This is a genomic window from Flavobacterium cupriresistens, assembly GCF_020911925.1.
Classification (GTDB): domain Bacteria; phylum Bacteroidota; class Bacteroidia; order Flavobacteriales; family Flavobacteriaceae; genus Flavobacterium; species Flavobacterium cupriresistens.
In genome coordinates this window covers 2888703-2904002 of the sequence record NZ_CP087134.1, presented here as the reverse complement: position 1 = coordinate 2904002, position 15300 = coordinate 2888703, and the positions used below count along the sequence as shown (strand labels likewise).

Below are 15300 nucleotides of genomic sequence, written 5' to 3'. Positions count from 1 at the left end.
CACAATTAATTTTTAACACATAGAGACATAGCTGACAAAGCTTAAAAAAAGGCGTTTTACTTTAAATAAATCACAGGAGACGAGATGAAAAAAAATGTGATTTTCTTGAAATTTCTCCAATTGTAAAATGCCAAATCTATGTTCCTAATGTGTTAAAAAACATTTAGCTAAACTATAACCAACGGATTAATAATAATGACGTAAGCGATTCACTTTTTTAGTATTCGAGTATCAGATTAAAACTAGTAAACATGAAAAAAATAATTCTTATTGGTTTCTTTTTAGTGCTGCCAATTGTAGTGTTCAATTCGTGCAATACCTCTAATTCTCAAACATTAGCAAAAGAAACCTCAGACGATGAAGGTTACATTACCATAGATACCTCCAAAATTCCGGACGATCCATTTGGTGAATCCGTTCGATATGGAAGAGAATTAATGCTAAAAACAGCTTATTATATTGGGCCAAACGGCATTAAAGGAAAATATTTGGGCAATAAAATGAACTGTACCAATTGCCATCAGGATGCCGGTACAAAACCGCATGCTTTCAACCTGATGTCTTCGCATGACAATTATCCACAGTATCGCGGACGTGAAAATAAAGTACTCACACTTGCTGAACGGGTTAATAATTGCATCATGCGTCCTCATTCCGGTAAACCCCTTCCGCTTGACGGAAAAGAAATGGTCGCTTTTTTATCTTACTTTAAATGGATTAGCAAATTTGTTCCTAAAGACGGACAATTCAAAGGGGCAAAAAATCTGGAAATCGATTTTCCTGATGTAGCTGCCAGCCCTGAAAGAGGAAAAACATTATTTATCGAAAACTGCGTTCGTTGCCACGGAGCTGATGGGGAAGGAAAATACAACGAGGACAAATCCGGTTATGTGTATCCTCCGCTTTGGGGACAATACGGCTATCAGCCGGGCTCAAGCATGCATAGAGTTATCAAACAAGCCCAGTGGCTAAAAAGCAACATGCCATACGATAAAGTAACGCTAGGAAAACCTTATCTTACAGACACAGAAGCACTGGACATTGCCGCTTACGTAAATGATGATGCCATACACGCGAGACCAAATCCCAAAACATTTGACTATCCAAATAAAATGGGCAAACCAATCGATTATGCCCACAGTCCTTTTAGTGATACTTTTTCTGAAGAACAACATAAATACGGTCCATACAAACCCATTATTGCCTATTGGAAACAAAATGGATGGAAAGCCGTTTATTAACTTTTATATCAATATCTCCCTTTAACTTGAACAAAAAAATGAAGCCAAACCTAAAAAACAACCCAATTTTAAGTCGAATAGTGCTAATGTATTTTTTCATTATCAGTATTCCATTAAGCGCGCAACAAATAAAATATACCGACGGTAATGACAGTTGGAATCCAAATCAATTAGGAAATCATCGCGCTATGGTGGTCTTTTCCGGTACTGGCGCCGTTGCCAAAACGACTATCGAATGGCGTCGAAGAGATACAAATCCCGATCAAAAGAGAATTATCATTCAGGATGCCACCGGAAAAGAAATTACAAACCTGAAAACAGTTAACATCACGAGAGAAAGCGGTACTATTTTCTTTGAGCCGGTTTCGGGTCAGACGACTTATTATGTGTACTATATGCCCTATATTGATGAAGGTGATGCAAACTATCCAAAAGGAGTGTATGCCAAAGCCGAATACAAAGCCGATGCGCAATGGCTGGCCAAAATAAAAACAGCTGTGGCGGACAATACTACTGTTCAGGAAATCCAGAGTGTAAATGCTTTTAACAGTTACTACCCAATGGAAGTTATTGCTACAGCGGCAGAAACACAGGACATCATTGCTAAAAACAGTGGTAGTTCTTTTATCGTTTTTCCCGAAGACCGTTTAAATTCAATCCGAATGAAAAATGATCTGCCACAGCGCTGGATCCAAAAAGGAGTTCAAAACACCTTTACTGACACCGCATTAAAAGGGGAATATTTAGCTTTTCAATTGGGGGTTTACGCCTTGCAGGACATTACTAATTTAAAAGTTACTTTCTCCAATTTAATCAGCAACAACGGAGCAATCATTGAAGCTAAATATTTAAACTGCATCAATACCGACGGAACCAGATATGACGGATCTGTATTTGCCAATACCGTTTCAGTTTCAAAAGGAAAAGTACAGGCAATGTGGTGTGGCATTGACATTCCGCAAACTACTGCCGCGGGAACCTATACCGGAAAAGCAGTCGTGAATTGTGATGGAAAAACAAAAGAAATTACCCTTCAAATAAAAGTAACGAACGAAGTGACTCAAAACGGAGGAATCGATTTTCCGGAAAAAATGACGCGTTTAAAATGGCTAAACTCAACTTTGGCTCAGGAAAATACGGTTATTGCACCTTACATTCCATTAGTAGTAAAAGATACTGAAATCTCTTTATTAGGGAGAAAATTAGTCTTAGGTTCAAATGGTTTTCCAACCCAAATCCAAACTTTCTTTACTCCCGAAATGACTTCTATCGGTACAAAACCAAATGATATTTTGACTGCTCCGGCAGCATTTCATTTTATAGATGCAACAGGAAAAGAATCTTTAAAATGGAAAAACTCAGGCCTTAAATTCCTGAAAAAAGAAGCCGGAACCGTTTCGTGGGAAAGTAGCTCTACCTCACAATCCCTTCAAATGGATGTGATGGGAAGTATCGAATTTGATGGATTTGTATCCTATGCTGTAAAAATTACTGCTTTGGAAGATGCTACATTTAATGATATTAATTTTCATATGCCATTGCAGTCTTCTGCTTCAAAATACATGATGGGATTAGGTCAAAAAGGGGGTGATCGTCCTCAGACTTTTGATTGGAAATGGGATGTAGCACACAAAAATCAAGATGGTGCCTGGATTGGAAATGTGAATGCAGGATTGCAGTTTTCATTAAGAGATGAAAAATACAGCCGTCCGTTAAACACTAATTTTTATTTGCAAAAACCTTTATTGCTACCGTCTTCCTGGGGCAACGAAAACAAAGGCGGAATCACAATCACGCCAAACCAAAAAACAGTTTTGGTTAATGCCTACAGCGGCAATCGCACAATGAAAAAAGGGGATGTTTTATACTACAACTTTAATTTATTGATTACGCCGTTTCGCAAAATAGACACTGATTTCCAATGGAACACGAAGTTTTATCATAAATACAGTAACCTCGACACTATCGCCCAAACGGGAGCAACGGTAGTCAATATACACCATGCCAATGCCATTAATCCGTACATTAATTATCCTTTTATTGAATTCAAAAAAATGAAAGAGTACATTGATGAAGCGCATCAAAAAGGATTAAAAGTAAAAATTTACAACACCGTAAGAGAGGTTTCTAATAAAGCTTATGAAACTTTTGCTTTAAGAAGTTTGGGTCACGAAATTTATTCTCCGGGTAAAGGAGGCGGATTCTCCTGGCTACAGGAGCATGTGGGTGATGATTATATCGCAGCCTGGTTTGTTCCCGAAATAAAAGATGCTGCCATTGTAAACAGCGGTATGAATCGTTGGCACAATTATTATGTGGAAGGAATGAATTGGCTGACACAAAACGTTGGTATCGATGGTGTCTATCTTGACGATGTGGCTTTTGACAGAATTACCATGAAACGTATCAAAAGAGTGCTTACCAAAGACGGTCACCCCGGAATCATCGATTTGCACAGTGCCAATCAATACAACAAAAGTGATGGTTTTAACAATAGTGCTAATTTGTATATGGAACACTTTCCATACATCAATAAACTGTGGTTTGGAGAGTATTTTGACTATGAAAAAAACAATCCTGACTTTTTCTTAACTGAAGTGAGCGGTATTCCTTTTGGATTAATGGGAGAAATGCTGCAAGATGGAGGAAATCCATGGAGAGGAATGGTTTACGGAATGACCAACAGAATGCCTTGGAGTCACAATGCAGACCCAAGACCAATCTGGAAATTATGGGATACTTTCGGCATTAAAGGCTCTGAAATGATTGGTTATTGGAGCGAAAACTGTCCGGTAAAAACAACTAACGAAAAAGTATTGGCAACGGTTTACAAAAAGAACGGTACAGCCTTAATTTCAATCGCAAGCTGGGCAGATACTGATGTAAAAGTAAAATTAAACATCGACTGGAAAAAACTGGGAATCAATCCTGCCAAAGCGACAATTACAGCGCTGGAAGTGGCTAATTTCCAGCCTGCGCAAACTTTTACGGCAAAGGATGAAATTCCGGTCGCTAAAGGTAAAGGGTGGTTGCTTATTGTTAAGTAATGCTTTATCCAGATTGAAACACGAATTGCACGAATTAACACAAATTGAAAATGTTTTCTTGCTACTGATTTCACAGATTGACCGCCCAGTTTGTCATTCTGAGGAACGAAGAATCTTCACAAGCAGCTCGACAAAGATTGTCGAGTTTCTTTCGGAGATTTCTCACCCGTAGAAATTGACAAGATTGCAAAAATCTTTTTTAATCTTGTTATCCCGATAGCAATCGGAAATGACAATGCAAAAGTAAAAATTAAACACGAATTGCACGAATTAACACAAATTGAAAATGTTTTCTTGCCACTGATTTCACAGATTGACCGCCCAGTTTGTCATTCTGAGGAACGAAGAATCTTCACCAGCAGCTCGACAAAGATTGTGGAGTTTCTTTCGGAGATTTCTCACCCGTAGAAATTGACAAGATTGCAAAAAATCTTTTTTAATCTTGTTATCCTGATAGCAATCGGAAATGACAATGCAAAAGTAAAAATTAAACACGAATTGCACGAATTAACACAAATTGAAAATGTTTTTTAGCCAATGATTTCACAGATTAACACAGATTAATTTATTTAAAAAAATCCTTTTTAATCTGTGGCAAAAGTAAAATCGTATTTAACACAGATGTAAAGATAAAATAGCACGCAGATTTTGCAGATGCTAAAAAAAATCTGCTAAATCTGCGTGAAAACAAAAAAGAAAAAAATCTTTTCTAATCCTTTTAATCTGTGGCAAAAGCAAAATCGTTTTTAGCACAGATGAAAAGATAAAATAACACGCAAATTTTGCAGATGCTAAAAAAAAATCTGCCAAATCTGCGTGAAAAACAAAAAAGAAAAAAAATCTTTTTTAATCCTTTTAATCTGTGGCAAAAAAATACGAAACAATAAATCGCTCCCTATGAAACTTAAACTATTCGTTCCCTTTCTGCTCTTCGGAAGCCTTTTTTCAAATGCTCAAAACCAACCAACAATAAAAGAATACCAAAAAGTATTCACCACCTATCCATTCTCAGATCCGGATCCGATTCCGAAACCGGACACCAAAATTTATCCGTACTTCCGTTTTGATGGTTTTACTGATAAACCGATTCAAAAAGGATGGAAGGTCATTGAATTGGAGAATGACTATATCAAATTAATGATTCTGCCCGAAGTAGGCGGAAAACTTTGGTCAGCCGTAGAAAAAGCTACCGGAAAAGACTTCGTTTACAACAACCATGTAATTAAGTTCAGAGATATCGCCATGCGTGGACCTTGGACAAGCGGTGGCGTAGAAGGCAATTATGGAATTATTGGACATACACCAAATTGTGCTACTCCGGTTGATTTTATAACCATTAACAGAGAAGACGGAAGTGTGAGTTGTGTGATTCAGGTTTTAGATTTACTGACCCGTACGTCGTGGAAACTGGATATTAATCTGCCAAAAGACAAGGCTTATTTTACCACCAATTCGTTTTGGTTTAATTCAACCGAATTCGAACAGCCTTATTACACCTGGATGAATACGGGAATCAAAGCCGCCGGAAATCTGCAGTTTATTTATCCGGGCACTACCTACCTGGGTCATGACGGTGAGCACAATGCCTGGCCTATCAACAAACAAAATGGCAAGGAGATCTCTTTCTATAAAAATAATGATTTTGGCGGTTATAAATCTTATCATGTTTTTGGAAAATATACTGATTTCTTTGGTGGTTATTGGCATGACGAAGACTTTGGAATGGGAAGATACAGCAATCACGATGATAAAGCAGGTAAAAAAATATGGATTTGGGGACTGTCGCAACAAGGAATGATCTGGGAAAAATTATTAACCGATACAGACGGACAATATGTTGAAGTACAAAGCGGAAGATTGTTCAATCAGGCAAGTGAAAACAGTAGCTTTACTCCTTTTAAACAACGCTCTTTTGCACCCTACCAAACAGATTCCTGGACCGAATACTGGTTTCCTGTAAAGCAGACCAAAGGTTTCGTAAAAGCAAACAACTATGGTTCTATAAATGTAAAAAATGAAAACGGCTGGCTGAAAATTTATTTTTCGCCACTTCAAAAAATAAAAGACAAACTCGAAGTTTTTGATAATGAAAAGAAAATTTATTCTAAAGACATTTCGCTTTCGACCTTAGAAACCTTCAAAGACTCTGTTCAAGTTTCGGTTAATCCAAATAAAATAAGACTTACGCTTGGCGAAAATAAATTAGTTTGGAATTCAGATCCTGAAGACGGAAATCTAAGTCGTCCTTTAGAAATACCAAAAGATTTTGACAACAATTCCCTTTACGGATTGTATCTTCAAGGAAAAAATTACATTAGTTTTAAAGATTACATAAAAGCAGAAGAAAAATTGTCGGCTTGCCTGAAAATAGATCCGAACTACGCTCCTGCTCTATCCGATCTGGCTTCTTTACAAATTAGAAAACTGCAATACAAGGAAGCAATTGCAACCGCAAGTAAGGCTTTGGCAATAAATACTTACGATCCTGCTGCAAACTATTATTATGCTTTAGCCAATTTACATTTGGGAAATAATACGGATGCTAAGGATGGTTTTGACATTGCAGCCTCAAGTGTCGAATACCGCTCTGCTGCTTACACGCAATTGAGTAAACTTTATTTCAACGAAAACCAACAAGCAAAAGCAATCGAATACGCAGAAAAAAGTCTGCTAAACAATCCATATAATTTAGAAGGTTTACAATTGTTAGCTGTGATTTACCGCTTGCAAAACAATTCCGAAAAAGCCACCGCTTTATTAAATCAAATAAACTCCATTGATCCGTTGAATCATTTCGCAGGGTTTGAAAAATATCTTTGGGAAAAATCAGCAGCTTCAAAAGTGCATTTTACTTCACTCATTCGAAATGAAATGCCGGAACAAACTTATTTGGAATTAGGGATTTGGTATCAACAATTGAATCGCAAAGAGGAAGCTTTAAAAGTTTTTGCTCTTGCCGTTCCAAATGCTGAAATTATCTATTGGATGGCTTTTTTAGAAAATAAAGCCGTTGATTTAAGTAAAATACAACCCGGAACCAGTTTTCCTTTCCGTCCTGAAACTGCTGAAATTCTGGAGAAATTAATCCAAACAAACGGGCAATGGCAATTGAAATATCATTTGGCTTTAATAGAATGGAATCGCAATACGCTTTCAAAAGCTAAAGAATTGTTTCTACAATGCGGCAGCCAACCAGCAGATCCGGCTTTTTATGCGGCAAAAGCGGCTTTAATGAAAGAAGACGCTCAATTGGTCGTATCGAGCCTGCAACAGGCTGCTAAATTAGATAATCAGAGCTGGAGATATCCTAAATTACTGGCAGAGCATTATATCAATCAAAAACAATATGACAAAGCGCTGGCCATTGCAGCTCCTTTTTACAAACAACATTCCACGAATTATATCATGGGAATGTTATACGCCAAAACTTTATTGTTAAACAAAAAATATGCAGAAGCAGATACGTTTTTGACTAAATTAGAAATTCTTCCGTTTGAAGGAGCAACTATAGGACGGCAACTTTATCACGAAGCCAAACTCATGCAGGCATTAAACCAAATAAAAAACAAACAGTACAAAAAAGCCTTACAATTTATCGCCGATGCCAAGTTGTGGCCTCAAAATCTGGGTGTTGGAAAACCATATGAGGAAGATATTGATGAAAGACTTGAAAACTGGTTAGATTATCACTGTTATACCAGCCTTAATAATTTGGATTCAGCAAAACAATCCTTAGAAAAAATTCTTACTTTTAATCCAAAAATAGACAATACCGTTATGAATTTTTTACCGGCAAATCAGCTTGTGTCCGCTTGGGCTATTGAAAAAACTTCTTCAGCAGAAAAAGCAACAGCATGGTTAAAAAATCAAGCTTCGTTATATCCTTCCAACAAAATTATTCAATGGACCTTACAAGTATATACTAAAAAGCAATCAACTCCTTTGACCGAGGATGAAAAAGACGGTGAGGTTCGAATTATTGAAAAACTATAAAACTACCCATATAAATTATAATATCATGAATAAACATTTTTTAAAATACACCTTTTTTAGCATTGTCTTGTTGGGCTGCCAAAATATAGAGGCACAAAATGCAGATCAGAACAAAAGCGATCTGTCGATTTACAGAGTTACACCGTTAAAAGTTCATGATATACTGCATACCAAACTAGAAGTGTCTTTTGATTATGGAAAACGTTTTTTGTATGGAAAAGAATGGCTTACGCTGAAACCTCATTTTTACGAAACCGATGCGCTTACGCTAGATGCCAAAGGAATGGACATCAAAGAAATTGCCGTTATGGACGGAAAAAAAAGTATTCCTTTAAAATACAGCTATAATAACGAACAACTTTTTATTACGCTAAACAGAAAATACAAAAGCACAGAAAATTATACTATTTACATCGATTATACGGCAAAACCGGATCAATTGAAAGCCAAAGGGAGTAATGCCATCACAGATGCAAGAGGATTGTACTTTATAAATCCGGACGGAAAAGGAGACAAACCCGTTCAAATCTGGACACAAGGCGAAACAGAAGCCTCTTCGGCCTGGTTTCCTACTATTGACAAACCCAATCAGAAAACAACTTCTGAAATCGCTATGACGGTTGAGGGCAAATACACCACCTTATCCAACGGGAAATTAACCGCGCAAAAAGTAAATAAAGACGGAACGCGTACCGATACCTGGAAAATGGAATTACCGCATTCTCCTTATTTATTTATGATGGCTGTTGGTGATTTTAAAGTCTATAAAGATACTCCCTATAAAGGAAAAGAAGTAAGTTATTATCTGGAGCCAAAGTATGCGCCTTACGCCAAACAAATTTTTGGAAAAACACCTGATATGATGGCGTTTTACAGCAAAATGTTGGGTGTGGAATATCCTTGGGCGAAATATTCACAAGTAGTAGCCAGAGATTTTGTTTCGGGAGCAATGGAAAATACATCTGCCACTTTACATGGCGAATACGTACAAAAAACAGAAAGAGAATTATTAGACGATAACCAAGAGAGTACCATTGCTCATGAACTTTTTCATCAATGGTTTGGAGATTATGTTACCGCTGAATCCTGGTCAAACTTAACCATGAATGAATCTTTCGCCACTTTTGGTGAGGTACTTTGGCACGGTCATGATGCAGGACAAGACGCAGAAGATAAATCTCGTTATGAAAAATTACAAAATTACCTGCGCTCTCAAAAAAATGGAGACAGTCCTGTCTTAGCTCGTTTTCATTATCAAAACCAAGACGATATGTTTGATAATATCAGCTATTCTAAAGGATCGATTATCTTGTATGCGCTAAAAAATCAAATGGGCGATGAAGCCTTTTTTAAATCCTTAAATCATTATTTAACGACAAATGCTTATAAATCGGGAGAATCACACCAACTGCGTTTAGCTATGGAAGAGGTTACCGGAAAAGACTGGAGTCCTTATTTTAATCAATGGTATTACCAAGGCGGAAACCCAATTTTAAATGTTGAATACGGATATGCTGACGGAAAAGCTACCATTGCCGTAAAACAAATACAAGACAACTCGGTTCAGACATTCAGCTTACCGCTAAAAGTGGATTTTTATGTGAATGGAACTAAAATTAGAAAAGAAATCTTAATTGACAAAAAAGAGCAAACTTTTAGTTTTGATGTACCGGCACAGCCCAATTTTACAGACCTGGATCCTGATAAAATCTTAGTAGGCAAAATTATTGACAACAAAAAAATAGCCGATTATCTTTTTCAATATAAAAATGCGCCTTCCTATTTTAACAGAATCGAAGCCGTAAAATTTGCTACTGCAGATAAAAGTCAGGATGCACAGCTTGTTTTGTTGGCAGGATTAGAAGACCAACAAGACGATGTACGCGTTTTAAGTATTAAAGCAATTGGATTAGAAGATAATCAAACTAAAAATGCAGCCTTAAAAAGCCTGCTTAACATTGCCAAAAACGACAAAAAGACAATTGCCAGAGCTGCTGCGATTATAAAACTTGCCAGCACAGTTAATCCCGAATACAAAGAATTGATGCAGGAAAGCATCAAAAATCAATCCTACAACGTAATTGCGGCCGGTATCTGCGGACTAACTAAATTCTCAGCTGATGAGGCGGATAAAGCGTTGAATTCTTTAGATGAGGATACCAAAAACCATGTAACTCCGCTAATCAAAAGGTTTAACAGTCAGAAATACTAAAAAACGACAACAAAGAAATTAAAACCTAAGTAAGCGATCTTATTTAGTATTGTTTGTTTTTGAAGAGATTATCTCGCAATCCGTGAGATAATCTCTTTTTTTATAAAGTTTATTTCCCATGTGTCAGGCTGAGCAAATTTCCCATCTGTCAGGCTGAGCGAAGCCGAAGCCCCCTTTACCTATCCAGCCTTCGACTTCGCTCAGGGTGACAATCGTACAGAAAAGAGAGTAGTATCAAAACGATACTCTTTAGCAAATGCCTTTAACCGCAAGAAAACACAAAGATTTGTTCTCCCTTTCGCGAAAAAAACTCGCGAACCTTGCGTAAGCCCCAGCACACTTTCGGTTAAACCTGAAACCTGAAATTTGAAACTTGAAACCTGAAACCTGAAACTTAAAACAATCCACCCCTTACTCGATCAAAACAAACCTCCCAAAAGAAGAAGCAATATGAAAATTAGGCGTTTCAGTATTAGGATTCACCCACGAAATCCAGGTGGCTTCATATTGTGAATCCGCTTTTTCAGAAAATTTAGCTCTAAAAACACCGGTCTCAATTGTATTATTATGAATTAAATCTAAAGCTTTTAAAGACGCCATACTGATCTTGCCCTGCACGGTAAAAAAACCATCCTCTTTTGATGCTTCGAGCTTTAAATCGGTTCTAGGCCAATTCCACTTAAAATCAAAATTGTGATTGGGAAAGGCCTCAAAATCCATTATTCTGGCCGCTGTATCCATCTCCAAACAATAATACGGGCTCATCGCTTCATTTTTCCTGAAAAATAGCTCTACCCTATCCGAATTTCCAATACTATCGATACTATCATCTTTTTGATCGATATGAATATCACCATCAAAAACCTTAAAATTAAAATACAGATTATCGAAATCCCACAGCGCTCGAAATTCGATTTTTGAAAAGGGATCTGTATTCCAAGGCGAACAAAAATCGGTTAGACAATTGGCTTTTTCCCAGCACTGAAAATCCAAATCTGAAGCATTTATTTTTACGTTTTGATTGGTAAATTTTACTTGATATTCTTTTAAAATTGTGCTCATATTTTTTTAGATTTTCAACGGTTCATTAACCCAAATTGGCTTCTGTTTTTTCGAAATTTCAGCCTCAAAAAAAAGACTGTTTTATTTCGTTTTTAAAACACTAATATAAGGCAAACTTTCGTTAAAATTAAAGCTGTTTTTCACGTTATTTTTAGCTTTAAAATCAAAAAATAACAAAAATACGGAACCTCACTTTGCGAACGAATAATCAATTTATTGGCAATATAAATATCAAAAAATTAATATATTCTTATTTAATAAAATCAAATAACGGTTATTCACTAAAAACAAAATATTCAGCTTAAGATTCCTGTTAAATAAAAGAACTCTGTCTTTTGCATTATATTTTGAAAAATTGTCATCTTTTTATGCCAAAAAAAGCATTTATTGCATTTTCATGTGCTCGAGAACACGAATTTTGTGTGTTCGAGCACATTTTTCACATTTTTTCTTGTTTAATAAAAATATAATCGATAGTTTCGTCGAATAATTAAAATTTAGTGGTCTTTTTTCAGTTCAATTTCACTCTTTTTTTTGTGAATTAAAACGATCCTAAAGACCTTATTAAAAACTAAATTTTGACTGTGAAAAAGAAAAACCTACTAAACAAAAGATTCAATTTATTAATCAAAACCAAACCAGAGTATGAAAAAAGTATTTGCAAAAAAACCTGGAAATTCAGGTCTGCATAGTGTACTTGAAAAAAGCTTAAAAGCGACTTTAGTTTCACTTTTGTCATTAAGCTTTCAGACAGCCGATGCTGCTGCTCCTGCTAATGAAAAAGCTTTGAACAAAATCAGTTTATTAGCATTCCAAAAAATAGTAAAAGGAAAAGTTGTAGACGAAAAAGGGGTTCCAATCCCAGGCGTAAATGTTATTATAAAAGGATCCAAAACAGGTGTTCAGACTGATATGGACGGTAGTTTTGCTATAGATGTGCCAAATGCTTCTACAATATTAGTATTCTCTTTTCTGGGAATGCAGGAAATAGAAGCCCCTGCAGGAAACGGTGGTCTAAAAATAACTATGAAAGAAGCCGGACAACAAATGGATGAAGTTGTTGTTGTAGGATACAGTAAAATTAAGAAAGAGAGTTTAACCGGAGCTTTACAAACGCTGAACAGTAAAAAGCTTATTGACGCTACAACTCCATCTGTAGAAAACTTACTAGCCGGTAAAGCAACAGGGGTATATGTAAGCTCGGGATCCGGTCAGCCTGGTGATGTTGGAAAAATAGTTATTCGTGGTAAAACAACTGTTAACGGTAGTACAGATCCTTTATGGGTTATTGATGGTGTTATTGTGGGTAGCAACTCAGGAAATATGAACCCGGCCGATATTGAAACTTTAACGGTTCTTAAAGATGCGGCATCTACAGCTATGTATGGTTCACAAGGAGCAAATGGTGTTATTGTTGTTACTACAAAAAGTGGAAAAAATGGCAAAGCATCCATTAATGCCTCTATCAAAACTGCCGCGACTAGTGTAAATAATGGTAATTTTAGCGTCATGAATGGGCAGGAATTATATGATTTGTATGATTCTTTTGCAAACAAACAGGATTTTAGCAATGCGTGGTGGTGGAAACCAGAATTGCGAAACAAAAATTATGATTGGTGGAAAAATGCAACACGAACTGGTCTTGCAAGAGATTTTAACTTATCTGTAAATGGTGGAAGTGACATCTTTAAAAGTTATGTTTCTCTTGGTATCTACGATGAAACAGGAGCTATAAAAGGATACGACTATACACGTTACAACTTACTTCTCAAGTTTAGCTACAAAGTAAACAGCTGGCTGACCATACGCCCTCAGGTAAATGTTACACGTACAGGAACAGAAGATAAACAACATGATGTAGGCGCTATGTATCGCAATATGCCATGGGACAGTCCTTATTTAGAAGATGGAACTTTGGTAGGAAACCAACCAAATCCAACTTGGGTTAATACGACCGGATCTAACTATTTGTATGATTTACAATGGAATTACGGAGAATCAAAAAGCTACAATGTACGAAGTAACTTAGACTTTGATATCAAATTTACGCCATGGTTAACTTTTACCTCTACAAATAACTACATTTTTTCAAATAAAGATTCCATGTACTATACTGACCCCAGATCCTCAGGAGGATTATCTGTAAAAGGAAGAGTTCAGAATAATAACGACGGTTATACCCGTTTCTTTAGCAACCAATTATTAACATTCAACAAGTCCTTCGGAGCACATGCTATAAATGCAGTTGCAGCTTACGAATGGAATGAATATGACGCAAAAGAATCAGAAGGAATTGCCACAGGTATTGCACCCGGGTTTGTAATTCCCGATGTGGCTGCCATTCCTGAAAAAGTAGGCGGTACCAGAAGACAATCTGCAATACAATCGATGTTAGCAAACATTAACTATACCTACGATGACCGATATATGGCGCAATTCTCATTACGTCGTGACGGAGCTTCCAATTTTGGAGAAAACGCTAGGTACGGTAACTTCTTTTCGATCAGTGGTGGTTGGAACATTCACAAAGAAAACTTCTTCCATGCTGATTATGTTACGAACTTAAAACTTAGAGCCAGTTACGGATCGGGAGGAAACAGACCTAACAGTCTATACCCCCACTTACCTTTATACGCATTAGCATCATCAACAAAATCATATAGTTATAATGGTAATTCCGGAGCATTAATTTCTCAAATTGGAAACCCTGATTTAAGTTGGGAAAAAACATATACAACCGGTATTGGTTTGGATGTCAGTTTCTTTAAAAGAATTAATTTGACATTAGATTATTATGACAAAGACACTTCGGGTTTATTATACCAGGTCCCTTTGCCGGGAGTAATCGGAGTGACCAGTATCTGGAGAAATGTCGGAGCGGTAAACAACCGAGGATTCGAAGCCTCTATTAATGCCGATATTGTTAAAACTGAAAATTGGAGATGGAATGTTGACTTTAATATCGGTACAAACAAAAACAAAGTAACAAGCCTTTACGGAACAAGAAAAGAAATTATTGTTGGTGACGGAACTGGTATTGCAGGTTCAGCAGATAAACTATTAAAACCAGGAATCGATGTTGACACCTGGTACCTTACGGAATGGGCTGGTGTAGATCCCGAAAATGGAAAACCACAATGGTTTAAAACGGATGCCACAACAGGAGAACGTGTTAAAACCTATAGCTATTCAGAAGCTTCAAAAAATCGTGTTGCTATTGACGCTTACACACCATCCTATTTTGGAGGATTTTCGACTACTTTAAATTATAAAAATTTCGACTTTGGAGCAACATTCAGTTATTCAGTAGGTGGTAAAATTTACAATTATGCACGTGCAGAATTTGATTCAGATGGAGCTTATACAGACCGTAATCAAATGAACCTTCAAAAAGGATGGAGCCGTTGGGAAAAACCGGGCGATATTGCCACACACCCGCAAGCCATATACAATAATCCTAGTAACTCGAATAAAGCCTCGTCGCGTTTCTTAGAAGACGGATCATATTTAAAAATGAGAAGCATTTCATTTGGATATAATCTAAACATTGAGCGTTTGAACATATCAAACCTTAGAATATTTGTAGCTGGCGAAAACTTGTTTACGATAACTGATTTCTCAGGTGTTGATCCAGAGATACCACCATCTGAACGAAATGGCGTAAGATCAATAACTGGAGTTGCAACCTCGGTATACCCTCAAACCCGCAGATTTGTATTAGGCCTTAATCTTTCTCTTTAAAAAC

Annotated in this window: 6 protein-coding genes; 5 read left to right on the top strand and 1 reads right to left on the bottom strand. The window is 36.7% G+C overall.

Annotation, left to right across the window (positions count from 1 at the left end; genetic code table 11):
- Positions 1 to 251: 251 nt before the first annotated feature.
- The 4 genes from LNP23_RS12440 (at position 252) to LNP23_RS12425 (ending at position 10493) form a co-directional block, all read left to right on the top strand.
- On the top strand, positions 252 to 1241 hold the full coding sequence (locus LNP23_RS12440) for a c-type cytochrome (protein ID WP_230001303.1): 990 nt from the start codon (positions 252 to 254) through the stop codon (positions 1239 to 1241).
- A gap of 38 nt (positions 1242 to 1279) precedes the next feature.
- Positions 1280 to 4288, top strand: coding sequence for a glycoside hydrolase domain-containing protein (locus tag LNP23_RS12435; RefSeq protein WP_230001301.1), 3009 nt, complete (start codon positions 1280 to 1282; stop codon positions 4286 to 4288).
- Positions 4289 to 5185: 897 nt separating this feature from the next.
- Positions 5186 to 8281, top strand: coding sequence for a DUF5107 domain-containing protein (locus LNP23_RS12430; protein WP_230001294.1), 3096 nt, complete (start codon positions 5186 to 5188; stop codon positions 8279 to 8281).
- Between the two features lie 25 nt (positions 8282 to 8306).
- Positions 8307 to 10493 (top strand): M1 family metallopeptidase, encoded by a 2187-nt coding sequence (locus LNP23_RS12425; protein WP_230001292.1) that lies wholly within the window; start codon positions 8307 to 8309, stop codon positions 10491 to 10493.
- A 411-nt stretch (positions 10494 to 10904) separates the two neighbouring features.
- Here the strand turns inward: LNP23_RS12425 and LNP23_RS12420 are convergent, their stop codons facing one another.
- Entirely contained in the window at positions 10905 to 11555 is a 651-nt protein-coding gene (locus LNP23_RS12420; RefSeq protein WP_230001278.1) for a sugar-binding protein, read from the bottom strand.
- Positions 11556 to 12200: 645 nt separating this feature from the next.
- Here LNP23_RS12420 and LNP23_RS12415 point away from each other — a divergent pair.
- The gene (locus tag LNP23_RS12415) at positions 12201 to 15296 is read left to right on the top strand and encodes a SusC/RagA family TonB-linked outer membrane protein (RefSeq protein ID WP_230001271.1); all 3096 of its coding nucleotides are present in this window, start codon (positions 12201 to 12203) and stop codon (positions 15294 to 15296) included.
- Positions 15297 to 15300: the final 4 nt, after the last annotated feature.